The sequence below is a fragment of the Photobacterium lipolyticum genome (genome assembly GCF_003026475.1).
GTDB classification, from domain to species: domain Bacteria; phylum Pseudomonadota; class Gammaproteobacteria; order Enterobacterales; family Vibrionaceae; genus Photobacterium; species Photobacterium lipolyticum.
The window spans coordinates 210,438-234,028 of the sequence record NZ_PYMC01000008.1 but is presented as its reverse complement, the minus strand read 5'-3'; the positions used below and the strand labels follow the sequence as shown (position 1 = coordinate 234,028).

Genomic DNA, 23,591 nt, shown 5'->3' with positions numbered 1-23,591 from the left:
TAAATAATGGTGCGCGCGGGAGGATTCGAACCTCCGACCGCCTGGTTCGTAGCCAGGTACTCTATCCAGCTGAGCTACGCGCGCACTAAATCGGTGTTACAACAACCAAGATCACTACGGTATCTTCATTGCTTATAAATAATGGTGCGCGCGGGAGGATTCGAACCTCCGACCGCCTGGTTCGTAGCCAGGTACTCTATCCAGCTGAGCTACGCGCGCACTGATGTTATTTATTGTGTATCTTTCTGCTTAGAAAGATATGTTGCTGAAACTAAAATAAACCACCGAGTGGCCATCTTTTAGGAACAACTAAAGAATGGCGGTGAAGGAGGGATTCGAACCCTCGATACGGGATAAACCGTATACTCCCTTAGCAGGGGAGCGCCTTCAGCCTCTCGGCCACCTCACCACACAAATTTACTGGTGCGCGCGGGAGGATTCGAACCTCCGACCGCCTGGTTCGTAGCCAGGTACTCTATCCAGCTGAGCTACGCGCGCACTAAATCGGTGTTACAACAATGAAAATCACTTCGTAATAATTCATTGCTTATAAATAATGGTGCGCGCGGGAGGATTCGAACCTCCGACCGCCTGGTTCGTAGCCAGGTACTCTATCCAGCTGAGCTACGCGCGCACTGATGTTATCTATATCGTATCTTTCTGCTTAGAAAGATATGTTGCTGAAACTAAAATAAACCACCGAGTGGCCATCTTTTAGGAACAGCTAAAGAATGGCGGTGAAGGAGGGATTCGAACCCTCGATACGGGATAAACCGTATACTCCCTTAGCAGGGGAGCGCCTTCAGCCTCTCGGCCACCTCACCGCAAATTTGATGGTGCGCGCGGGAGGATTCGAACCTCCGACCGCCTGGTTCGTAGCCAGGTACTCTATCCAGCTGAGCTACGCGCGCACAATAAATTTGGTTTACAACAACAAGCCGCCAAAAACATCAACATCTCATTGCTTTTAAATGATGGTGCGCGCGGGAGGATTCGAACCTCCGACCGCCTGGTTCGTAGCCAGGTACTCTATCCAGCTGAGCTACGCGCGCACTGTAAAACTGTTTCCGCAACCCTTAAAAAGGAATGGCGGTGAAGGAGGGATTCGAACCCTCGATACGGGATAAACCGTATACTCCCTTAGCAGGGGAGCGCCTTCAGCCTCTCGGCCACCTCACCGTCTTGCGGGGGCTCATATTACTGCCAAGCCAAAATAAGTCAAATACTTTATTGCCAAAAAACGACAATCGCAGCATGCATGGATACTTAATAGTCAATACGACAACTAAACCAACGTAACTACCGAAATATCTGGCGTATTTTCAATAAATCAGGATCGGAGGATGAATAGTCACTGGATTTCTTCAGACACAAAAAAGGCCAGCGGGAATGGCCGACCTTTTCCGAATTAGTAGTTACCAGAACCTTGAGTACCAGCTTCTTTTTCCGCTTGAATTCGCATATAGATTTCTTCACGGTGAACAGATACTTCTTTCGGTGCATTAACACCAATGCGAACCTGATTACCTTTAACGCCTAGTACGGTGACAGTTACTTCGTCACCAATCATTAGCGTCTCACCTACGCGACGAGTCAAAATTAGCATTCGTGTGCTCCTTGAGTTATCTCGGTTTTATAAGAATTTAACGTTTATTATCCAACAATATTTACGAGCCCGTATTAATAAGCTCGTAAATGGTCACTGATCAAGAAACAGCGAGAAGTGGTCGATTATCCAGACTTTCTGGCTCAACCACAAACCTTTTGTGGACGACATCTACAGCTAATTGATGATCATCCTCATTTATCAACAGAGAAAGACAATGAGCAGATCGTTTTTTCTGACGAACCAGAACGCCAGCTTCCGCGAGTACAGCACAAACATGATCAACTTTGTTCTGCACGTTATTGCCGACTACCGATAGGGTTGAAACGGCTGCCACCTGGTGCATCTTTTTATCCAGCACGAGTTTTAGACGTGCCAAATCTTCATTTGCTGTAACGATTTGTGTTAAATCCGCAGCGACCGCCTTACACCAACACTGCATACCGAACAGGTTAAGCTGTTCCTGTAATTCAGAGACTGGCATATCAACATCAAGCAGTGTCTGCTGATTTTTTAGTGCTATTCCCACGACATCAGATGCAGCAGAGGATTCGAAACTTACCAGCGTTCCCTCCCCTTCTTCAAACGAAGAAAGCACCCTCAGTGGAACACCGTGCTGTCGTGCATATTCAACTGACTGTAATTGTAGCACTTTCGCACCGTTTCGCGCCATTGAAGTCATATCATCGAAATGAACGACATCAAGGCGACGAGCTTGCGGTACTAAACGCGGATCGCATGTATACACGCCATCCACGTCGGTAAAGATCTGACACTCATCGGCGTTTAAAGCGCCTGCCAGTGCAACAGCCGTGGTATCCGAACCTCCGCGGCCTAGGGTTGTTATATCCCCTTCATCAGTAATGCCTTGAAAGCCAGCGACTATCACAATCTGGTCTCGCTCTAGCAATTGCTGAATATGACTAGGGTCAACATGGATAATGTTCGCATCATTATATTGGCTGTCAGTTTTTATCCCCGCTTGCCAACCAGTCAGCGATACCGCTGCATGACCCATTTTATTCAACATCATTGCGAGCAAGGCCATTGAGACTTGTTCACCCGCTGACATGAGAACATCAAGTTCTCGCTCTGCAGGCACAGCATCGATCTGCTGTGCAAGGCCTAGGAGACGGTTCGTCTCGCCAGACATGGCAGAAACAACCACAACCAGTTGCTTGCCTTCTTCTTTGGCTTCAATGACTCGTTCGGCCACAGCTTGGATACGTTCTATCGTTCCAACTGATGTACCACCAAACTTTTGCACTATCAGCGACTTACACGCAATCTGCGTCACTTTACTTCACCGTCCTGGGGCTAATACCCCGTTACCATACATATTGGTAAAGGGCGCCTTATAGGCGCTCAGCGATCCATGCCTGTACTGACTCTAGCGCAGCAGGAAGAGCACTTGCATCTGTACCACCTGCCTGTGCCATGTCCGGACGACCGCCACCTTTACCACCTACTTGCTGGGCGACCATGTTGACAAGCTCACCGGCTTTTACTTTGCCGATCAGGTCCTTGGTGACACCTGCGATTAAACCAACTTTGTCGCCACTGACGTTGCCCAGCACAACAATACCACTACCTAGCTGGTTCTTTAGATCATCAACCATGCCACGCAGTGCCTTGTTGTCGGCACCGTCCAGTTTAGAGATCAGCACTTTTACGCCGTTGATTTCTTGCACCTGATTGATAATGTCTGCACTTTCTTGCGCAGCCAGCTTATCTTTCAGTTGCTGAATTTCTTTTTCCAGTTGCTTGCTATGCGTAACCAGCGCGCTCACTTTGGTTGCTACCGATGCCACGTCTGACTTCACTAAGCCAGCGGTTTCAGAAAGCAATGCTTCTTGTGCATGCAGTGCATCAATTGCAGCCGCACCAGTTACCGCTTCAATTCGACGGATACCTGCCGCAATACCACCTTCAGAGGTGATCTTGAACAGGCCGATATCACCGGTATTCTTAGCGTGAATACCACCACAAAGCTCAGTCGAGAAATCGCCCATGCTCAGTACACGCACTTCATCATCATACTTCTCGCCAAACAGGGCCATTGCGCCTTTCTGTTTTGCCGATTCGATATCCATGATGTTGGTATCAATGCTGTGGTTCATACGAATTTGTTCGTTCACCACACGCTCAACTTCACGCAGCTGCGCAGGCTTCACCGCTTCAAGGTTTGAGAAATCGAAACGCAATGATTCCGGCTTCACCAAAGAACCTTTCTGAACAACATGCTCACCAAGGAGGTTACGTAGTGCAGCGTGCATCAAGTGCGTTGCTGAGTGGTTCAAGCTAATCGCCGCACGGCGTGCCGCGTCAACTTTCGCCGTTAGCTTATCACCAACCTTCAGGGCACCTTCAACCATTGCACCTTTATGTCCAATCGCAGCACCAAACTTCTGGGTGTCAGCAACGTTAAACTGTGTGCCTTCAGCAGTCATAACACCGGCATCACCACACTGACCACCAGATTCGGCGTAGAATGGTGTGTTATCGAGTACAATCAGTGCATCATCACCAGCATTGATACTGTCAACAGCTTCACCGTCGCGGTAAATCGCGATAACACTACCTTGACCTTCGGTGGCGGTATAACCACAGAACTCAGTGTCGGCATCAACTTTGATTGCAGAGTTGTAGTCGACACCAAACTGTCCCGCTTCACGCGCACGCTGGCGCTGAGCTTCCATGGCATTGTTAAAGCCATTTTCATCAATCGTAAAGCCACGCTCACGAGCAACATCATTGGTTAAATCTGCCGGAAAACCGTAGGTGTCATACAGTTTAAACACAGTTTCACCATCAAGCTCTTTGCCGCTTAAACTATCTAAAGCGTCATTCAAGATTGTCAAACCACGGTCAAGTGTGCGGCCAAAGTTTTCTTCTTCGATTTTCAGTACTTTTTCAACAATCGCTTGCTGCTTCTTCAGTTCTTCACCGGCGGTGCCCATGATTTCAGCTAATGGACCCACCAGCTTGTAGAAGAATGCGCCGTTAGCGCCCAGCTTATTACCGTGGCGTACTGCACGGCGAATGATACGACGCAGAACGTAACCACGTCCTTCATTTGACGGCATAACACCATCAACAATCAGGTATGCACAGGAACGGATGTGGTCAGCAACCACACGGAGTGATTGGTTAGACAGATCGTCATAACCAATAACTTCTGCCGATTTTTTAATTAGGGTCTGGAAGATGTCGATCTCATAGTTTGAGTGGACGCCCTGCATAATTGCAGCAATACGCTCGATACCCATACCCGTATCAACAGATGGCTTTGGCAGCGGCTCCATCGTACCGTCAGCCTGACGGTTGAACTGCATGAATACATTGTTCCAGATCTCGATGAAACGGTCACCATCTTCTTCAGGTGTGCCAGGACGGCCGCCCCAGATATGTTCACCATGATCATAGAAAATTTCAGTACAAGGACCACACGGACCCGTATCGCCCATTTGCCAGAAGTTATCTGACGCGTACGGTGCCCCTTTGTTGTCACCGATACGGACGATACGATCGGCTGGAATACCCATTTGTTTATTCCAGATCTCAAACGCTTCGTCATCAGTTTCGTAAATGGTTACCAATAGACGATCCTGAGGCAGTTTTAGCTCTTCTGTTAAGAACTCCCAAGCATACTTAATCGCATCTTGCTTGAAGTAATCACCAAAACTGAAGTTACCCAGCATTTCAAAAAAAGTATGGTGACGGGCAGTAAAACCTACGTTCTCAAGGTCATTGTGCTTACCACCGGCACGTACACAGCGCTGAGCTGTTGTCGCTCGAGTGTAGCTGCGCTTTTCAAGACCCAGAAAAGTATCTTTAAATTGGTTCATACCTGCATTGGTGAACAACAGTGTTGGGTCGTTCGCAGGTACAAGAGAAGAGCTTTCCACTATTTGGTGGCCTTTGCTCTCAAAAAACGCTAGAAACGCACGGCGAATCTCATCAGTGCTCATGTACATTGGGAAATCCTGAATAGATGCTTTTATAGAAACCAGAAAAATCGCCTTTACGCGATAGTATCGGACTAAGATAAATTTTTTGGCGGCTATTGTAAAACAACCACGGCGGATACGGGAAATGTTATGTTAAGAATTAAGGAAAATTACTCGTCTGTGACAGCCAAAGCATAGGTGATTTGGTCAAAATCGAAGCCGCGATACTGTAGAAAGCGGAATCGACGTGCTTTTTCTTTCGGAGAATCGATTGCCGTTTCACCAAATTTACGCTGCGCGACCTCTTTACCGTGTTCGTACCAGTCAATATCGGACTCTTCAATTGCATGATTGACGATATCTTCCCCGACACCTTTCATTTTCATTTCTTGTTTGATCCGCAATGCGCCCCAGCCTTTGGCAACACCGTTACGCACCATCATGGCGGCATACCGGGTATCGTTGAGCCAGCCATATTCCTGACAATGGCTGATCGCCTGATCTATTTCCTGAGCATCAAAGCCGCGGGTTTTCAGCTTTCGGCGTAATTCAGTTTCGGCATGATCCCGTCGTGACAGGTAACCAACCGCCGCTTCTTTGGCTGATTGCTTAATCGTTTTATTTCTCATGCAGACTATTCTCCAACTGAAAAAACGGGCCTTGTACCTAGTACAAAGCCCGTTTTAAAATTCTTATCGCATTCATCGCGTGCTGGCGCAGCGGCTACTCAAGGTAATTAAAATGCTTCTTTTTCTTCTGCTGCTGCCTCTTCTTTTTTGCTGTCAGCAGATTCCAATGTTGCCGGTGTTAATAACATCTCACGCAATAGCTTTTCAACTTCTTCTGCAATTGCCGGGTTTTCAACCAGGTGTTTGCATGAGTTTGCTTTACCCTGGCCAATCTTATTGCCTTTATAGCTGTACCAGGCACCGGCTTTTTCTACCAGCTTGTGCTTCACACCTAAATCAATCAGCTCGCCATTGCGGTTGAAGCCTTGGCCGTAAAGAATTTGTGTCTCAGCCTGCTTAAACGGCGCCGCAATTTTATTCTTAACCACTTTGATGCGAGTTTCATTACCGACCACTTCATCGCCATCTTTAATCGCGCCGGTACGGCGAATATCCAGACGTACAGAAGCATAGAATTTCAGGGCATTACCGCCTGTGGTGGTTTCAGGGTTACCAAACATCACACCGATCTTCATTCGGATTTGGTTGATGAAAATACACATGCAATTTGAGGTCTTTAGGCTACCCGTGAGCTTACGCATGGCTTGGGATAGCATTCTCGCTTGCAAGCCCATGTGCGAATCGCCCATCTCACCTTCAATCTCTGCTTTTGGCGTTAGAGCAGCAACGGAATCGACCACAATCACATCGACAGCACCTGAGCGAGCTAGGGCATCAACGATTTCTAAAGCTTGCTCACCAGTATCAGGCTGAGAAACCAAGAGCTGGTCGATATCAACCCCCAGCTTTTGAGCATAGATTGGGTCTAGAGCGTGTTCAGCATCGATGAATGCACAGGTCTTGCCTGCTCGTTGCGCAGACGCAATGGTTTCCAGCGTTAATGTCGTTTTACCCGATGATTCTGGGCCGTAAATTTCAACTACGCGACCCATTGGCAAACCGCCAGCACCCAGCGCGATATCCAGCGACAGGGAGCCAGTTGAAATCGTTTCGATATCCATCGTACGGTTATCGCCCAACTTCATGATGGAGCCTTTACCGAACTGCTTTTCAATCTGGCCTAACGCTGCGGCAAGAGCCTTCTGTTTGTTGTCGTTCATTCGACTCTCCAACGGATGCTTAAATTAAATACTGAAGTAAACTTATGTCGGTTAGTATACTGTCTATTCATACAGTGTCTAGCACTGTGTGAAAATTTTTTCTCTGGCGGTCTGTACCCCGTTCCCCCGGAGATTTGCTTAGCCCAGGGCCTGTAAACGCTGCAGCATGCCAGATAAGGATTTTTCAATCGCTTGCTGCCTAACGGCATTGCGATCGCCGTCAAACAAACAGGTCTCAAGCTGCAACCAACCGGTACTGTCCGCCCAGGCGAAACAGACCGTCCCTACCGGTTTGGTTTCGCTGCCGCCGCCAGGACCGGCAATACCGCTGATCGCCACACTGATCGTGGCATTAGAATTGTTCAGTGCCCCAGTGGCCATTTCCCTAACCACGGCCTCGCTGACGGCCCCATGTTCAGCCAGTGTTTCACCCTGAACTCCTAGCATTTGCTGTTTGGCTTCATTGCTATAGGTGACAAAAGCGCGATCAAACCAGCCTGAGCTGCCGGCAATATCGGTGATGGCGGTCGACACGCCACCACCGGTACATGATTCAGCCGTTGTCGCAACCCAACCTCTGCGTTCTAACGCTTCGCCCAAACGCTCAGCAAGCTGCTGTATTTTTTCCATATATCGCTTCCCTTTTTCTAACAATAGAATCGAGTATAGAGAGACCAGAAGCCAGAATCGAGAAACTTGAACCTCGCCACTCGCGATTCATATCTCGATTGCTACTTTGCCACCCTGCCCGATTCACGTATCCTTAGCTATCAGAATTTAACCCGGCAATTTTTGACCCAGCATCAACAGCAGGTTAATCCGGCACCAACAGCAGGCAATATCGTGACAGTGAAAGGTTTAGAGACACACACTCCAATGATGCAGCAATTTTTACGAATTAAGGCTGAAAACCCTGATATTCTGTTGTTCTATCGTATGGGCGATTTCTACGAACTATTTTTTGATGATGCTAAGCAAGCCTCTCAATTACTCGATATTTCTCTGACAAAGCGCGGCTCCTCCAACGGCCAGCCAATTCCGATGGCCGGTGTGCCTTACCATGCTGTTGAAGGATATCTGGCAAAACTGGTTCAGCAAGGCGTTTCTGTCGCGATTTGTGAGCAAATCGGCGATCCGGCAACCAGCAAAGGGCCGGTTGAACGTCAGGTAGTCCGTATTGTTACGCCAGGTACGGTCAGTGATGAAGCACTACTGAATGAACGCCGGGATAACCTGATTGCCGCTATTTACCACGGCAGTCAGGGCTTTGGCTACGCCACCCTCGATATCACCTCTGGCCGCTTCATGCTTTCAGAGCCGGATACGGAAGAGGCCATGCAGGCAGAGCTACAACGCACCAGCCCTGCCGAGCTACTCTACCCCGAAGACTTTGCCCGACCGCAAATAATTGAGCCAATAAAAGGCACGCGCCGTCGCCCGGTGTGGGAATTTGACCTCGATACCGCGCGCCAACAACTAACCATGCAATTTGGTACCCGTGACTTAGTCGGCTTTGGTGTCGAACAGGCCGAACGTGGCCTCTGTGCTGCAGGCTGCCTGCTGCAGTATGTCAAAGACACGCAGCGCACCGCGCTTCCCCACATCCGCGCGATCACTTTAGATCGAAAAGATCACGCGGTGATCCTGGATGCGGCAACCCGCCGCAATCTGGAGCTGACCCAGAATCTGGCGGGGGGATTTGACAATACATTGGCTTCGGTACTCGATCATACCGCCACCCCGATGGGCAGCCGCCTGCTAAAACGCTGGCTGCATCAGCCGATCCGCGATCCTCAGCAGCTCAACAACCGTCTGGATGCCATTGCCGCCTTTAAGGATACCGGGATGTTTGTCGATATCGCGGGCGTGCTACGTCATATGGGCGATTTGGAACGTATTCTGGCTCGCCTGGCATTGCGTTCTGCACGCCCTCGCGATTTGGCACGTATGCGTACCGCGCTTCAGCATCTGCCGGAACTTGCCGATTTATTGGCTGAAATTAACCAGCCACGGATCGGTGAATTGGCCCAGTTTGCCGCACCAATGGATGAGCTGTGCGCGCTGCTGGAACGTGCCATCATCGAAAATCCTCCCGTTATCATCCGAGACGGCGGCGTGTTGGCCCCGGGCTATAATGCCGAGCTGGATGAATGGCGCGAGCTGGCCGATGGTGCAACCAAGTATCTCGATGATCTGGAGGCGCGCGAGCGTGAGCATCACGATATTGACAGCCTGAAAGTCGGCTTTAATCAGGTTCATGGCTTTTTCATTCAGGTGAGCCGAGGCCAGAGCCACCGGGTACCAAGTCATTATGTTCGCCGCCAGACGCTGAAAAATGCCGAGCGTTATATTATTCCGGAGCTTAAAGAGCACGAAGATAAGGTGCTCAACTCGAAATCGAAAGCCTTAGCACACGAGAAAAAACTGTGGGAGGAACTGTTTGATCTGTTGCTGCCACACCTGGAACAGCTGCAAAATGCAGCCAATTCCCTGTCTGAACTGGATGTACTGACCAACCTGGCTGAACGTGCCGATACTCTCAATTACTGCCGCCCGCAATTAATGGCAGAAACGGGCATTGAAATTACCGCAGGCCGCCACCCGGTGGTTGAGCAGGTGCTTAATGAACCGTTTATCGCGAATCCTATCTCACTGCATCAGGATCGCCGGATGTTGATCATTACCGGCCCGAACATGGGGGGTAAATCAACTTACATGCGCCAGACGGCACTCATCGCATTGATGGCCCACGTGGGTTCGTTTGTTCCTGCTGAAGCGGTGAGGATTGGTCCGTTAGATCGCATATTTACGCGTATTGGTGCGTCGGACGATCTGGCCTCTGGCCGTTCGACCTTTATGGTCGAAATGACCGAGACCGCCAACATCCTGCATAATGCAACCCCAAACAGTCTGGTATTAATGGATGAAATAGGCCGCGGCACCAGTACTTATGACGGCTTATCTCTGGCGTGGGCCAGTGCTGAATGGCTGGCAGAAAAAATTGCCGCCATGACGCTGTTTGCCACCCATTACTTCGAGCTTACCGAGTTGCCCTCGCTACTTTCAGGGCTGGCCAACGTCCATTTAGATGCCGTTGAGCATGGCGATGAAATTGCCTTTATGCATGCCGTTCAGGAAGGTGCTGCCAGCAAATCCTACGGATTAGCCGTCGCCAGTTTAGCCGGTGTACCCAAATCGGTGATCAAACGGGCAAAAGTGAAGTTGCAGCAACTGGAAGCCAGCGGTCATCAGCAAGCGGTAAGCTCGCCATCGGCAGTACCGAAAGAGGAGAACCAGCTAACGCTGATCCCTGAACCAAGTGAAGCGGAAGAAGCATTAGCCAATTTGAACCCTGATGAAATGACACCACGTCAGGCGTTAGATGAACTGTATCGCCTGAAAGCATTGTTATAAGGCGAGAGTGGCGAGTAGCGAGTAAAGAGATCCTAGCCCCTCGGCACTAGGCACTCTCCACTCTACTCTATTCCCCCATATAAAAAGGACGCCTCGGCGTCCTTTTTTAATCCGCAGCTATCGTGGTTAAATTACAACTCCTGGTTAAAGAGCGATTCAATATTCAAGCCCTGATGGGTCAGCATATCACGCAAACGACGTAGACCTTCGACCTGGATCTGGCGAACACGTTCGCGGGTTAAGCCTATCTCACGGCCAACATCTTCCAACGTCGAAGCTTCATAACCGAGCAAACCAAAACGACGAGCTAATACTTCTCGCTGCTTAGGGTTCAGCTCTTGTAACCAGCTGACAATCGACGCTTTGATATCATCATCCTGAGTGGATGTTTCAGGACTGCCGCCTTTCTCATCAGGAATGATATCCAATAACGCTTTTTCTGAATCGCCGCCAATCGGGTTATCCACCGAACTGACACGCTCATTCAAACGCAGCATTCGGTTCACATCATCAACCGGTTTCTCCAGCTGAAAAGCAATATCTTCGGCTGTCGGCTCATGATCCAGTTTTTGCGCCAGTTCACGGGCAGTTCGGAGGTACACATTGAGTTCTTTGACAACATGAATAGGTAAACGGATGGTGCGAGTCTGGTTCATGATCGCGCGTTCAATGGTTTGGCGGATCCACCAGGTTGCATAGGTTGAGAATCGGAAACCTCGTTCTGGATCGAATTTTTCTACGGCTCGGATCAGCCCCAGATTTCCTTCTTCAACTAAATCCAGCAAAGCCAGACCACGATTACTGTAACGACGGGAAATTTTGACCACCAGACGCAAATTGCTTTCAATCATGCGTTTACGTGCAACTTCATCACCTCGTAATGCCCTGCGGGCATACAGCACTTCTTCTTCAGCCGTCAATAGGGGAGAAAAGCCAATCTCTCCGAGATATAGCTGCGTCGCATCAAGTGCTTTTTGTGTAGTCCCATATCTTGAAACATCGACATCTTCGTTACTAACATCTTCTTCCGACTCAGATTTTATAACCACAGCAGGGGTGTCTGAATCTATATCTTCATCAAAATTAAAAGTTTCGATATTAGTGGCTGTGTTGCTTTTACTCATAGCGCCTCCCAGATGGCGAGTTAGCAATACTAAGCAAGACATACAACTTCATTATGTCATTTTTACTTTTTCGGCAAATACCTCAGAGGATCCACGGATTTGCCTTTATAACGAATTTCAAAGTGCAGACGGACACTGCTAGCTCCCGAGCTTCCCATCGAAGCAATCTTCTGCCCGGCTTTTACTGTCTGTTGCTCTTTAACTAATACCTTATCATTGTGCGCATAAGCACTAAGGTAATCATCACTATGCTTAATGATCACAAGGTTGCCATACCCCCGGAGTGCATTGCCGGCATATACGACTTTGCCTCCGGCTGACGCATTCACAGACTGTCCACGCCGGCCTGAAATATCGATACCTTTATTACCATTATCAGAGCTGGAAAAGGTTGCGATAATCGGACCTTGGCTTGGCCACGCCCACTGGGCCACCTTGTTGGTATTGTTCGCGTTATTTGTAACAGCTTTGTTAGCTTTTGTGCTTTGAGAGTACTCCTTTGTGCGATCCTGATCAACATTTTTATTGGTTGTTTTTTGCTCAGAATTTGCCATCTTCACAGGAGCCTTGCTCTTCGGCTTTGGTTTTGGTTTTACCTTGGAAGCGCTATTAGTTGTTTTTACTGGGGGTTTAACAACAGCAACCATGCCGGCATGACCATACTCCGGTGCCACATACTTAGGTTTCCATAGCTGAAGTTTTTGCCCGGGAAAGATGGTATAAGGGAATGACATCTTATTCTGGGCAATGATCTCCTTCACTTCCCGGCCCGTTACATAGGAAATAAAATAGAGGGTATCGCCTTTTTTAACTTCATAGTAACTGCCGCGAAAACTACCGCGATCGAGTTGTGAATAATCTTTTTCGATACTCGAAACCGGTGCAGGCGTGTGACTGCTGCAGGCAGACAATAGCAACAGACAAGCGGCTGCTATTGACAATGGGGGCCATCTGTTTTTGCTCACACGCGCTTCCATTACTTTACGCTAAGTCCCCAGCCACCAGAGGGACAAATCGAACGGCTTCAATATCCAGACAAGAGAACGTATCACCGGTACGGGTGATCTGTTTCAGTACCTGAAAATCATCACCAACCGGAATAACTAACCGGCCACCATCAGTCAGCTGCTCAAGTAATTTAGCAGGAATGGTTTCTGCGGCTGCGGTAACAATAATGGCATCAAAAGGCCCTTTGTTATGCCATCCCAGCCACCCATCCCCATGCTTAGTCGAAATATTGTGAAGATCCAGCAGTTTAAAGCGACGCTTTGCCTGCCATTGCAGCGCTTTTATTCGCTCCACGGAGTAAACATGATTAACCAGGTGCGCCAGGACAGCCGTCTGGTATCCCGAGCCGGTGCCAATTTCCAGTACACTGGAGTTTGGGCCGAGATCCAATAACTCCGTCATTATAGCCACGATATAAGGCTGTGAGATCGTCTGCCCGCAACCAATGGGTAAGGCATTATTTTCGTAAGCTTTATGGGAAAATGCCTCATCAACGAACAGCTCTCTCGGAACCGCTGCAATTGCATTCAGCACTTGCTCATTTTGGATCCCCTGCCGTCGCAACAAAGCCACCAAGCGGTGACGTTCTTCCACATAGCGCATCCTTATTTTATCTCCACTTCTTTCATCCATTGCTCAACACCTTCAATGGCATCATGAGCAGTTAAATCAACTTGCAGCGGGGTGATAGACACCGATTTTTGCTCGATGGCATGAAAATCCGTACCGGGACCTGCATCCTGCCCTGCTCCCGGAGGACCAAGCCAGTAAAGGGGTTTGCCGCGTGGATCCTCATCTCTGACCATCTGCTCCGCACGATGACGAGCCCCCAATCGCGTGACTTGCCAACCGGTTATCTCAGCTAAAGGAACATCCGGAACATTAATATTAAGGATCTGATTTTTTAGCAATGGTTTATCAACCAAATTGCGGACCACCTCTTTGACCACCTGCGCTGCGGTGTCAAAGTATACGGTACCCACCAGCGATACGGCGATTGCCGGTACACCGAGGAAATGCCCCTCGGTCGCCGCTGCGACTGTACCCGAATACAATACATCATCACCCAGATTAGCACCGTGGTTAATGCCGGCAACCACGATATCCGGGCGGTGCTCCAGCCACTCATTCAGAGCAAAGTGGACACAATCGGTCGGTGTACCTTCGACAGAGACCCGGCCAGGTCCTTCTTTGCGGATACGTAGTGGGTTATCGAGTGTTAAAGAGTTTGAAGCACCGGAACGATTTCGATCCGGTGCGACCACGGTAACGTCACCCAGCTCACTCAATACACAGGCAAGCGTATTAATGCCTTCAGCAAAAATACCGTCATCATTACTGATTAAAATTCGCATGGTCGTCATCCTCTCGCTCAATTATTAGCTCTCGTACCACAGAGGTTGCAAAACAACCTGCAGGCAGGGAGAAATCCAGCACGAGATCATCACCATCAAACTGCCATTCCATCTCTTGTGGTTTTAACAACAACGGACGACGCTCATGACGCATACGGTTATCACGGATCAGTTTAAGCAGCAATGGCTCTTGTTCAATCACCGCCAGTTCAAATGCTTCTGCATCGGCCTGGGTAGGTAAGGCATTATCACCCACTAATGGTGCCGTAATATTTACGCGTCCTTCATCAATGCTCGTTTGTAGTTCAGGGCTAAGCGTTTCAGCCAGGAAACCATTGTCTTCACCTGTATTTTGCAAACTGTCACCCAGCATCAGCGAGTGAACGTTGCCCTGCTCAATACGCGCGGACAGTACCATGTTGAATAACCAAGAACGTGCCGCTGATAAGTAAAAGCTGCGCTTGCTCTTGTCACGAACTCGGAATTCGTTATTACCCCAGCTACGCGCCTTCACCACATTATTACCATTATGACCAAATCGCTGCTCACCATAATAGTTTGGCACGCCATGGCACTTAACCTGCTCTAATTTAGCGGTTAGTTCATCCGGCTTATCCAGCTCAAGCAAACGTAACTGGAACCAGTTACCGATTAAGTCGCCCGGACGCAATTTTTTATCGTGGCGGGTGGTTTCCAATACTTCAATCCCCGGATGCTCTGCCACAAACTGAGTTAAATCAGGATCTGGCTTACCGGGCAGATGAACACTTAGCCACTGCTCCGTCACCGCATGACGATCTTTGAGGCCAGCCCAGCTCACATCACGAGATTTGACACCACACGCTTTCGCCAGTTCATTGACCACATACTTAGTGTTTTCACCCGTCTTACGGATCTTCACCATAAAGTGTTCGCCTTGCCCGGCAAAATCAAAGCCTAAATTTTCTTTGACTACAAAGTGTTCAGGCTGAGCTTTGATCCGCCCCTGACAAGTTGGTTTTTCATATAACCAACAAAAATTGTCCATGACATTAGACATCGTTATACCTTTTGAATTAAGACCACAGCTTCACAAGCAATTCCTTCTTTACGTCCCGTAAAACCGAGACGTTCAGAGGTTGTCGCCTTAACATTAATATTCTCAATTTCTGTTTCCAGATCGTCGGCAATTGCCTGGCACATCGCAACAATGTAAGGTGCCATTTTCGGTGCCTGGGCAATGATGGTGACATCCAGATTACCCAGCCGATAGCCTTTTTCTTTTACTTTACTGTAAACGTCACGCAGTAAGAAACGGCTATCAGCCCCTTTCCACTCGGCATCGGTATCAGGAAAATGGCGACCAATATCCCCGGCACCAATGGCACCCAGCAGAGCATCACACACAGCATGAAGAGCAACGTCACCATCAGAATGGGCAATTAGGCCCTGCTCATAAGGGATGGCGACACCACCCATGATCACCGGGCCTTCGCCGCCAAACTTATGCACATCAAAGCCGTGTCCAATTCGCATCAGGGCTGTTCCTTAATCAGTTGTTCCAAATAAAAGCCGGCAAGGGCTAAATCTTCAGGCTGGGTTACTTTCAGGTTATCGGCCCGCCCTTTTACCAGCAGTGGGGTATACCCACAATATTCCAGAGCCGACGCTTCGTCGGTAATAACAGCACCTTCTTTGAGTGCTTGTTGCAATGACTCCCGTAATTGCTTCACTCTAAACATCTGCGGGGTGAGTGCATGCCAGAGGTTGTCACGATCGACAGTTTCAGTAATACCTTGCAGGCCGCTGTTATGCCGATAATTACTTTGCTGTTTATTAGCGTGCAACCGGCAGCCGCGCTTCATGGTATCGCGTACAGGCGCAGCCAGAATCGCACCATCTTCACTTTGCAGCGCAGCCGTCACCAGCCGCTCCAGATCCGCTAACCGTACACATGGCCTTGCAGCATCATGCACCAGCACCCAGCTGTTCTCATCGCTAATGGCAGCAAGACCGGCACACACCGAGTCAGCCCGCTCTGTGCCTCCCTCAACAACCTGAATCCGAGGATCGCTGGCGAGCGGCAACGAAGCAAAGTAGGGATCACCTTTACTGATCGCAATAATTATTCGTTCAATCGCCGGATGGCTGAACAGGCGATCAACGGTATGTTCTAGAATCGTTTTACCTGCAATGGCTAAATATTGCTTAGGCCGGTCGGCTGCCATACGGCTACCGACCCCGGCAGCAGGTACGACGGCAGTGAATTGTTGGGTCATGGCAAGGTTTCGTTAAAAGTTAAAAATTTGGGCTGCTTTCACCCACAATACGAAAAAAAGTTTCACTCGGCTTAATCATACCAAGTCCATTTCTGGCACGCTCTTCTACCGCTTCCTGACCACGGTGAAGATCATGGATTTCAGCATACATCTGCTGGTTACGCTGTACGAGTTCAGCATTCGCTTTCTGTTGTATTTTTACATTGCCTTCTACTGCTAAATAATCCATCAGGCCATTTTTACCGAGCCAGAAATCATATTGTAGCCAACATAAAACAGCCAGCAGCAGCACGGTTAACAAACGCATGCAGATCCCCACTTTCGCGTTAAATACATTATACCCACCGTATTATACCGACTGGTATTAGGGTAAATATTCATTCCTCTCGTTACTCTCACCCTCATAAGGGCAACTAATCAGGGGAATGGATATTCTTTAAAAATATCTAACTCGTAATAATCCCACAAACCATAGTTGGTGACTAGCACTAGGCTTTTAGTCTGCGTTATTGAGATATAAAAAGTTCTTCAGACATAAAAAAACCGCCTCAAAAGAGGCGGCTTCAGAAGAATAAGGGTTATTCACCCAAAGTCATTGCTTAATAATTAAGCTTGACCTTTAACTTCTTTAAGACCGTTGAAAGGTGCTTTCGCGCCTAGAGCTTCTTCGATACGAATTAGCTGGTTGTACTTAGCAACACGGTCAGAACGGCTCATAGAACCAGTTTTGATTTGGCCTGCAGCAGTACCTACCGCTAGATCAGCGATAGTTGCATCTTCAGTCTCGCCTGAACGGTGAGAGATAACAGCCGTGTAACCCGCGTCTTTAGCCATCTTGATTGCAGCTAGAGTTTCAGTTAGAGAACCGATCTGGTTGAACTTGATAAGGATAGAGTTAGCTACGCCTTTCTCGATACCTTCAGCAAGGATCTTCGTGTTTGTAACGAATAGATCGTCACCAACGATTTGAAGTTTGTCGCCTAGAAGTTCAGTCTGGTGCTTGAAGCCAGTCCAATCTGATTCGTCAAGACCGTCTTCGATAGATACGATTGGGTATTGGTTAGCAAGGTCTTGTAGGTAGAAGTTAAATTCTTCAGAAGTGAAGATTTTGCCTTCGCCTTTCATGTTGTAGTTGCCAGCTTCTTTGTCGTAGAACTCAGATGCTGCACAGTCCATTGCCAGAGTAACGTCTTTACCCAGCTCGTAACCTGCAGCTTCAACAGCTTCTTTGATTGCAGCTAGTGCAGCAGCGTTAGACTCTAGGTTAGGAGCGAAACCACCTTCATCACCAACAGCAGTGCTTAGGCCTTTAGCCTTAAGTACTTTAGCAAGGTTGTGGAATACTTCAGCACCGATACGTAGTGCTTCTTTAAGAGTTTTCGCGCCAACTGGCTGGATCATGAACTCTTGGATATCAACGTTGTTATCAGCGTGCTCGCCACCGTTGATGATGTTCATCATTGGTAGAGGCATAGAGAATACGCCAGCTGTGCCGTTTAGCTCAGCAATGTGCTCATATAAAGGCATGCCTTTAGCTGCAGCCGCTGCTTTAGCATTCGCCAGAGAAACAGCTAGGATTGCGTTAGCACCAAACTTAGACTTGTTTTCAGTACCGTCTAGGTCGATCATGATCTGATCAATAGCAGCTTGGTCTTTTGCATCTTTACCAAGTAAAGCTTCAGCGATTGGACCGTTCACAGCTTCGATAGCTTTAAGAACGCCTTTACCTAGGAAGCGAGACTTGTCACCGTCACGTAGTTCAAGAGCTTCACGAGAACCAGTTGATGCGCCAGATGGAGCAGCAGCCATACCTACGAAACCGCCTTCCAGGTGAACTTCAGCTTCAACAGTTGGGTTACCACGTGAATCGATGATTTCGCGACCTAGAACTTTAACGATCTTAGACATTGTGTTTCCTCTTGCTTTATCTTCAATTTAAAAGCTAAAAAATAGCTGTAGCTATCATCACTACAGCTATCCGTAATCCTTACTTATTTAAGCTCACCACGCAGGTTTTGGCCTGCTGCCTTCACGAAACCTTCAAATAAAGGATGACCATCGCGAGGTGTTGAGGTGAACTCAGGGTGGAACTGAGCAGCCACGAACCACGGATGGTTCGGGATCTCGATAATTTCTACTAATTTCTTATCTGCTGACAGACCAGAAATTTTAAGCCCCGCTTTCTCTAATTGAGGAAGCAGGTTGTTATTGACTTCATAACGGTGACGGTGACGCTCATGAATTGTAGCATTACCGTAAAGCTCACGCGCTTTAGAGCCGTTTTTCAGGTGGCATAGCTGAGAACCAAGGCGCATGGTACCGCCTAAATCGGATGTCTCTGTACGCTTCTCTACCTGACCTTCACCATCAACCCACTCGGTGATTAGACCAACAACCGGGTTCTTAGTTTCAGGATTAAATTCAGTAGAGTGTGCATCTTTAAGACCCGCAACGTTACGTGCGAATTCAATAAGAGCAACCTGCATACCCAGGCAAATGCCCAGATAAGGAATTTTGTTTTCACGAGCATATTGTGCAGTTAGGATCTTACCTTCAACACCACGACCGCCGAAGCCGCCAGGAACCAGAATAGCGTCCAGGCCTTCAAGCACTTCCGTGCCTTTAGATTCAACGTCTTGTGAATCAACATACTTGATTTTCACAGACAGACGGTTTTTAAGGCCAGCGTGTTTCAATGCTTCGTTAACCGATTTGTAAGCGTCAGGCAGTTCGATGTACTTACCTACCATACCGATTGTTACTTCATCAGTTGGATTCGCTTCTTCGTAAATCACCTGTTCCCATTCAGACAAATCAGCTTCCGGCGCAGTAATACCGAAGCGTTTGCATACCAGATCATCAAGACCTTGTGCTTTGATTAGCTGAGGGATTTTGTAGATTGAATCTACGTCTTTCATCGAGATAACAGCTTTTTCCGGCACATTACAGAACAGTGCGATCTTAGCGCGCTCATTGGCCGGAATGACACGGTCTGAACGACAAATTAAGATATCAGGCTGAATACCGATAGAAAGCAGTTCTTTTACTGAATGCTGAGTCGGCTTAGTTTTCACTTCACCAGCCGCAGCCAAGTAAGGAACCAGTGTCAGGTGCATAAACATGGTACGTTCACGACCTTGCTGCACGGCTAGCTGACGGATCGCTTCCATAAATGGCAGTGATTCGATATCACCGACAGTACCGCCGACTTCAACGATAGCGATATCATGGCCTTCAGCGCCAGCAATCACGCGATCTTTAATCTCGTTCGTGATGTGTGGGATTACCTGAATAGTTGCACCAAGGTAGTCACCGCGACGTTCTTTACGCAGAACTTCTTCGTACACACGACCAGCCGTAAAGTTATTACGCTTGGTCATTTTTGTGCGGATGAAACGCTCATAGTGACCTAAATCGAGGTCGGTCTCTGCACCGTCTTCCGTAACGAATACTTCGCCGTGTTGGATCGGGCTCATTGTGCCTGGATCAACGTTGATGTAAGGGTCTAGCTTCATCATGGTCACTTTGAGACCACGCGCTTCTAGAATAGCTGCCAGAGATGCTGCAGCAATACCTTTACCTAGTGAGGATACGACCCCGCCCGTAACAAAAATGTAATTCGTTGTCATGTTTAACCTGGAAGATTGGTTATAGAGGATTTAAAAAACTATCTGGACGGGAAATTAGTATACCAGACACGTTTTATCGCCACAACGTGAAAACTATCACAGCATTGATCGTTTTTTTTTGTTTCAAATCAATTATACCGATTGCACAAGCTTATCGCTTAAAAGCGAACCGATTGAATTACATCATCAAAACCATGATAACACGTCAAGTTTCTGCCTGTTGAACCCATTTCGCGGCATTATCGCTCTCTTTCTTTGACTTTATCCCACTCGGCATCGAGCATTTCCAGAGAACATTCATCAATGTGCCTCCCTTGTTCTAGCACATTTTTTTCAACTTCGCGAAAACGTCGCTCGAATTTTTTATTGGCTCGCTGCAGCGCCTGTTCGGGTTTGACCTGCAAATGACGGCTCAAGTTCACCACCGAAAACAGTAAATCCCCCATTTCTTCTTCAACCTTACTGTGATCAACTGACACCTGAATGACTTCATCCATCACTTCATCAAGCTCTTCCTTCACTTTATCAACGACCGGTCCCACAGAATCCCAGTCAAAACCGTGCTTTGCGCAACGCTTCTGAATTTTATCAGCACGACTCAGCGCCGGCAGTGCCAGCGGAATATTGGCCAGCAGACTGCTATCCAGGCCTTTTGCATCACGCTCTTTGGCTTTTTCCGCTTCCCAGTTGGCGTTGATCGCCGCATCGTCAGCAAAATCAGTCTCACCAAACACATGCGGATGACGGCGGGTCAGCTTTTCATTCAAGCCATTCACCACATCATTAAAATCAAACAACCCTTGCTCTTTGCCCATCTGGCTGTAAAAAATAATCTGAAACAGTAAATCCCCCAGCTCTTCCCGCACGTCGTTCCAGTCTTGCTGTTCAATCGCATCAGCGACTTCATAAGCTTCTTCAATGGTGTGGGGCACAATCGAGGCAAAGGTCTGTTTACGATCCCACGGGCACCCTTGGTTTGGATCCCGCAATGTCGCCATAATCTCAATAAGCTGCTCAATCGGTGCTTGCTGTTTATTGCTCATAGCTACTATTCTTTTTTGCTCTAACGTTAAAAAAACGGGAAGCACAATGGCTTCCCGGTTCAAGATTCAAGATTCGAGTTTCTAGTCTCGAGGTTCTAGGTTCTAGGTTCTAGACTCTCATTTCTAGATACTCGATTCTCGCTTCTAGATACTCGCCTCTAGATACTACGTTCTCGATTCTCATTAATACAACCGTTTGGCCTCGGCGACATCCTTCACCTGCTCGATCCGCTTCAGAACCTTGCTCAAGACTTCAAGATCGGTCAGCTCTAAATCAAAGTCCATCACCGACATCTGTTTCTTATAGTCGATCCGGCTCTTCACTCCGGCCACTTTGGCTTTTTCATTGGCAAAGGTATTGGTCAGATCTTTGATCAAACCATTGCGCTCAGAAGCGGTTACCCGCACGGTGATATTATAGTTACCGACAAATCCCCCGCCCCATACGGTATGGATAATACGCTCCGGTATATGGTGACGAAGTTCTTCCAGCTGTTCGCAGTCATTACGGTGCACCGAAATACCTCGGCCTTGGGTAACAAAACCAACGATTTTATCGCCCGGGATCGGCTGGCAACAGCGAGCCAGGTGGGTCATCAGGTTATCCACGCCCTCAACCACAACAGCATCACGTTGCGGTTTTTTCGCACTGGTGCTGGTTTTCGCCCCCGCCTCTGTCAGTTTGTCTAACAGCTGCTGATCTTCTTCTTCTGCGGTTGGCTTATTAACCATGGTATTGATATGGTTTATGACCTGATTAATACGCAAATCGCCACTGCCGACACCCACAAACAACTCATCGAGTGACTTGGCATTGAAGCGTTTTAAGGCGTATGCCTCAGCGTCTTTGAGTGTTGCCCCGACCTTGTTCAGTTCGACTTCAAGCATTTCACGCCCGGCAATCATGTTCTTGTCACGATCTTGCTTGCGGAACCAGGCATGAACTTTGGCGCGAGCGCGGCTTGAGGTAACAAAACCAAGGTTGGGATTCAACCAATCACGAGACGGGTTGGGCTCTTTCTGAGTGATAATTTCGACCTGTTCACCCATTTGCAAGTGATAGGTGAAAGGTACAATCCGGCCTTCGACCTTGGCACCTATGCAGCGGTGGCCGACTTCCGAGTGAATGTGGTAGGCGAAATCGAGCGGCGTCGCATCAAGCGGCAAATCAACCACGTCCCCTTTCGGCGTAAACGCATAAACGCGGTCATCAAAGACCTGGCTCCGCAACTCTTCCAGCATTTCGCCGGAATCTGACATTTCTTCCTGCCACACCAGCAACTTACGTAGCCAGTTTATCTTCTCGTCGTAGGATGATTTTGCTCCGCCAGACGAACCTTCTTTATATTTCCAGTGCGCAGCGACCCCGAGTTCAGATTCTTCATGCATTTGCTTGGTACGGATCTGAATTTCAATCGTTTTTCCTTCAGGCCCCAGTACCACGGTATGAATCGACTGATAGCCATTGGGTTTCGGGTTGGCGACATAGTCGTCGAATTCTTTCGGCAGATGACGATACTTGGTGTGCACCACGCCTAATGCGGCATAACAGTCTTGGAGCTGATCGGCAATAATACGCACGGCACGTACGTCAAACAGCTCATCGAAGGCCAGGTTCTTCTTCTGCATTTTTCGCCAGATGCTGTAGATGTGCTTCGGGCGGCCATGCACTTCAGCCTTAATGTTGTAAGCTTGCATTGATTCGGCAAGATCTGAGACAAAAGAGTCGATATATTGCTCGCGATCGATACGGCGCTCAGAGAGCTGTTTGGCAATCTGCTTGTAGGTTTCAGGATGCTGATAGCGAAAAGCATAATCTTCGATTTCCCACTTAAGCTGACCAATACCCAGACGGTTAGCCAATGGCGCGTAGATATTGGCACACTCACGTGCAGCCGCACGACGCACTTTATCCGGCTCATCTTTTACTTCACGCAGGTTACAGATACGCTCGGCAAGTTTGATAACCACGCAGCGGAAATCATCCACCATCGATAACAGCATGCGGCGAATGTTATCAACCTGCGCTGATTGCGCCGCACCGTCAGTGGTCGCATTAAGCTGCCCGATTGCCGCCATTTGCTCGACCCCCGTCACCATCTGCAAAATCGTGCTGTTGTAATCTTCCTTGACCTGCTCATGGCCATAAACACCCGCTTTCACCAGCGGGAACAGTAGCGCTGCAATCAGCGTATCCCTGTCCATACTCAGGGTAACAAGGATTTCTACCATTTCGCGGCCACGCCATAACAGCAATGGCGCAGACTCTTCCTCTGTCGTTAGATCGATACATCGCTGATAGGTTTTTTGAATGCGGCCTGACACCTTGGCGTCTTGATGCAAACTCTCGACCCAAGATGAAAGCTCAAATGTATCATTTTCCTTTAAATGCGCACCGCGAACTGCGACCATTTT

19 protein-coding genes and 9 tRNA genes are annotated in these 23,591 nt (G+C 48.4%); 1 reads left to right on the top strand and 27 read right to left on the bottom strand.

The annotated features are described in order from the left end of the window. Positions 1–7 precede the first annotated feature (7 nt). The 15 genes from C9I89_RS13275 to pncC all read right to left on the bottom strand — a co-directional run bounded on the left by C9I89_RS13275 (position 8) and on the right by pncC (position 7,975). Positions 8–84, bottom strand: a tRNA-Arg gene (locus tag C9I89_RS13275). A gap of 58 nt (positions 85–142) precedes the next feature. Then, positions 143–219, bottom strand: a tRNA-Arg gene (locus C9I89_RS13270). A 98-nt stretch (positions 220–317) separates the two neighbouring features. Beyond that, positions 318–409, bottom strand: a tRNA-Ser gene (locus C9I89_RS13265). Positions 410–421: 12 nt separating this feature from the next. Next, a tRNA-Arg gene (locus C9I89_RS13260) sits at positions 422–498 on the bottom strand. Positions 499–557: 59 nt separating this feature from the next. Then, positions 558–634 (bottom strand) — tRNA-Arg (locus tag C9I89_RS13255). Positions 635–732: 98 nt separating this feature from the next. Beyond that, a tRNA-Ser gene (locus C9I89_RS13250) sits at positions 733–824 on the bottom strand. A gap of 10 nt (positions 825–834) precedes the next feature. Continuing rightward, a tRNA-Arg gene (locus tag C9I89_RS13245) sits at positions 835–911 on the bottom strand. 64 nt (positions 912–975) lie between these two features. Next, a tRNA-Arg gene (locus C9I89_RS13240) sits at positions 976–1,052 on the bottom strand. 35 nt (positions 1,053–1,087) lie between these two features. After that, a tRNA-Ser gene (locus C9I89_RS13235) sits at positions 1,088–1,179 on the bottom strand. A 229-nt stretch (positions 1,180–1,408) separates the two neighbouring features. Further along, positions 1,409–1,606 carry a carbon storage regulator CsrA gene (gene csrA, locus C9I89_RS13230; protein WP_107283806.1) on the bottom strand — a complete coding sequence of 66 codons (198 nt, stop codon included), beginning with the start codon at positions 1,604–1,606 and terminating at the stop codon, positions 1,409–1,411. Positions 1,607–1,706: 100 nt separating this feature from the next. Then, the gene (locus tag C9I89_RS13225; RefSeq protein WP_107283805.1) at positions 1,707–2,903 is read right to left on the bottom strand and encodes an aspartate kinase; all 1,197 of its coding nucleotides are present in this window, start codon (positions 2,901–2,903) and stop codon (positions 1,707–1,709) included. Between the two features lie 58 nt (positions 2,904–2,961). Then, complete coding sequence (alaS, locus tag C9I89_RS13220) at positions 2,962–5,583, bottom strand: alanine--tRNA ligase (RefSeq protein WP_107283804.1); 2,622 nt, start codon at positions 5,581–5,583, stop codon at positions 2,962–2,964. Between the two features lie 143 nt (positions 5,584–5,726). Further along, a complete protein-coding gene (gene recX / locus C9I89_RS13215; protein ID WP_107283803.1) occupies positions 5,727–6,185 on the bottom strand; it encodes a recombination regulator RecX in 459 nt (152 codons plus the stop codon). A gap of 107 nt (positions 6,186–6,292) precedes the next feature. After that, the gene (recA, locus tag C9I89_RS13210) at positions 6,293–7,345 is read right to left on the bottom strand and encodes a recombinase RecA (protein WP_107283802.1); all 1,053 of its coding nucleotides are present in this window, start codon (positions 7,343–7,345) and stop codon (positions 6,293–6,295) included. 138 nt (positions 7,346–7,483) lie between these two features. Next, positions 7,484–7,975: a nicotinamide-nucleotide amidase gene (pncC, locus tag C9I89_RS13205; protein WP_107283801.1), complete on the bottom strand. Its 492-nt coding sequence runs from the start codon at positions 7,973–7,975 to the stop codon at positions 7,484–7,486. A 246-nt stretch (positions 7,976–8,221) separates the two neighbouring features. On the opposite strand from pncC, the gene mutS reads away from it, so the two are divergent. Beyond that, the gene (mutS, locus tag C9I89_RS13200; protein ID WP_425440415.1) at positions 8,222–10,759 is read left to right on the top strand and encodes a DNA mismatch repair protein MutS; all 2,538 of its coding nucleotides are present in this window, start codon (positions 8,222–8,224) and stop codon (positions 10,757–10,759) included. 131 nt (positions 10,760–10,890) lie between these two features. Here the strand turns inward: mutS and rpoS are convergent, their stop codons facing one another. From rpoS to relA, 12 genes are all read right to left on the bottom strand, one after another. Then, on the bottom strand, positions 10,891–11,883 hold the full coding sequence (rpoS, locus tag C9I89_RS13195; protein ID WP_107283800.1) for an RNA polymerase sigma factor RpoS: 993 nt from the start codon (positions 11,881–11,883) through the stop codon (positions 10,891–10,893). Between the two features lie 62 nt (positions 11,884–11,945). After that, positions 11,946–12,860, bottom strand: a complete 915-nt coding sequence (locus tag C9I89_RS13190; RefSeq protein ID WP_107283799.1) for a peptidoglycan DD-metalloendopeptidase family protein — start codon at positions 12,858–12,860, stop codon at positions 11,946–11,948. Between the two features lie 4 nt (positions 12,861–12,864). Next, the gene (locus C9I89_RS13185; RefSeq protein ID WP_107283798.1) at positions 12,865–13,494 is read right to left on the bottom strand and encodes a protein-L-isoaspartate(D-aspartate) O-methyltransferase; all 630 of its coding nucleotides are present in this window, start codon (positions 13,492–13,494) and stop codon (positions 12,865–12,867) included. A 2-nt stretch (positions 13,495–13,496) separates the two neighbouring features. Next, on the bottom strand, positions 13,497–14,246 hold the full coding sequence (surE, locus tag C9I89_RS13180) for a 5'/3'-nucleotidase SurE (protein ID WP_107283797.1): 750 nt from the start codon (positions 14,244–14,246) through the stop codon (positions 13,497–13,499). Then, a complete protein-coding gene (truD, locus tag C9I89_RS13175; RefSeq protein ID WP_211315249.1) occupies positions 14,227–15,285 on the bottom strand; it encodes a tRNA pseudouridine(13) synthase TruD in 1,059 nt (352 codons plus the stop codon). Before truD ends, surE begins: the two co-directional genes overlap by 20 nt. Before the next feature lie 2 nt (positions 15,286–15,287). Next, complete coding sequence (gene ispF / locus C9I89_RS13170) at positions 15,288–15,761, bottom strand: 2-C-methyl-D-erythritol 2,4-cyclodiphosphate synthase (protein WP_107283796.1); 474 nt, start codon at positions 15,759–15,761, stop codon at positions 15,288–15,290. After that, positions 15,761–16,504: a 2-C-methyl-D-erythritol 4-phosphate cytidylyltransferase gene (gene ispD / locus C9I89_RS13165; protein WP_107283795.1), complete on the bottom strand. Its 744-nt coding sequence runs from the start codon at positions 16,502–16,504 to the stop codon at positions 15,761–15,763. The genes ispF and ispD overlap by 1 nt, the downstream gene beginning before the upstream one ends. A gap of 19 nt (positions 16,505–16,523) precedes the next feature. Further along, complete coding sequence (ftsB, locus tag C9I89_RS13160; RefSeq protein ID WP_107283794.1) at positions 16,524–16,811, bottom strand: cell division protein FtsB; 288 nt, start codon at positions 16,809–16,811, stop codon at positions 16,524–16,526. Between the two features lie 299 nt (positions 16,812–17,110). Beyond that, a complete protein-coding gene (gene eno / locus C9I89_RS13155; RefSeq protein WP_107283793.1) occupies positions 17,111–18,412 on the bottom strand; it encodes a phosphopyruvate hydratase in 1,302 nt (433 codons plus the stop codon). 83 nt (positions 18,413–18,495) lie between these two features. Continuing rightward, entirely contained in the window at positions 18,496–20,133 is a 1,638-nt protein-coding gene (locus tag C9I89_RS13150; RefSeq protein WP_107283792.1) for a CTP synthase, read from the bottom strand. A gap of 239 nt (positions 20,134–20,372) precedes the next feature. Next, positions 20,373–21,176 carry a nucleoside triphosphate pyrophosphohydrolase gene (gene mazG / locus C9I89_RS13145; protein ID WP_107283791.1) on the bottom strand — a complete coding sequence of 268 codons (804 nt, stop codon included), beginning with the start codon at positions 21,174–21,176 and terminating at the stop codon, positions 20,373–20,375. 183 nt (positions 21,177–21,359) lie between these two features. Next, entirely contained in the window at positions 21,360–23,588 is a 2,229-nt protein-coding gene (relA, locus tag C9I89_RS13140) for a GTP diphosphokinase (RefSeq protein ID WP_107283790.1), read from the bottom strand. Positions 23,589–23,591: the final 3 nt, after the last annotated feature.

Coding starts and splice junctions, on each gene's coding strand:
- ispD (WP_107283795.1), bottom strand. CDS start 16,504: ATGACCCAACAATTCACTGCCGTCGTACCTGCTGCCGGGGTCGGTAGC.
- C9I89_RS13190 (WP_107283799.1), bottom strand. CDS start 12,860: ATGGAAGCGCGTGTGAGCAAAAACAGATGGCCCCCATTGTCAATAGCA.
- pncC (WP_107283801.1), bottom strand. CDS start 7,975: ATGGAAAAAATACAGCAGCTTGCTGAGCGTTTGGGCGAAGCGTTAGAA.
- recX (WP_107283803.1), bottom strand. CDS start 6,185: ATGAGAAATAAAACGATTAAGCAATCAGCCAAAGAAGCGGCGGTTGGT.
- relA (WP_107283790.1), bottom strand. CDS start 23,588: ATGGTCGCAGTTCGCGGTGCGCATTTAAAGGAAAATGATACATTTGAG.
- mutS (WP_425440415.1), top strand. CDS start 8,222: ATGATGCAGCAATTTTTACGAATTAAGGCTGAAAACCCTGATATTCTG.
- mazG (WP_107283791.1), bottom strand. CDS start 21,176: ATGAGCAATAAACAGCAAGCACCGATTGAGCAGCTTATTGAGATTATG.
- csrA (WP_107283806.1), bottom strand. CDS start 1,606: ATGCTAATTTTGACTCGTCGCGTAGGTGAGACGCTAATGATTGGTGAC.
- C9I89_RS13185 (WP_107283798.1), bottom strand. CDS start 13,494: ATGCGCTATGTGGAAGAACGTCACCGCTTGGTGGCTTTGTTGCGACGG.
- rpoS (WP_107283800.1), bottom strand. CDS start 11,883: ATGAGTAAAAGCAACACAGCCACTAATATCGAAACTTTTAATTTTGAT.
- recA (WP_107283802.1), bottom strand. CDS start 7,345: ATGAACGACAACAAACAGAAGGCTCTTGCCGCAGCGTTAGGCCAGATT.
- alaS (WP_107283804.1), bottom strand. CDS start 5,583: ATGTACATGAGCACTGATGAGATTCGCCGTGCGTTTCTAGCGTTTTTT.
- C9I89_RS13150 (WP_107283792.1), bottom strand. CDS start 20,133: ATGACAACGAATTACATTTTTGTTACGGGCGGGGTCGTATCCTCACTA.
- eno (WP_107283793.1), bottom strand. CDS start 18,412: ATGTCTAAGATCGTTAAAGTTCTAGGTCGCGAAATCATCGATTCACGT.
- ispF (WP_107283796.1), bottom strand. CDS start 15,761: ATGCGAATTGGACACGGCTTTGATGTGCATAAGTTTGGCGGCGAAGGC.
- surE (WP_107283797.1), bottom strand. CDS start 14,246: ATGCGAATTTTAATCAGTAATGATGACGGTATTTTTGCTGAAGGCATT.
- truD (WP_211315249.1), bottom strand. CDS start 15,285: ATGTCTAATGTCATGGACAATTTTTGTTGGTTATATGAAAAACCAACT.
- ftsB (WP_107283794.1), bottom strand. CDS start 16,811: ATGCGTTTGTTAACCGTGCTGCTGCTGGCTGTTTTATGTTGGCTACAA.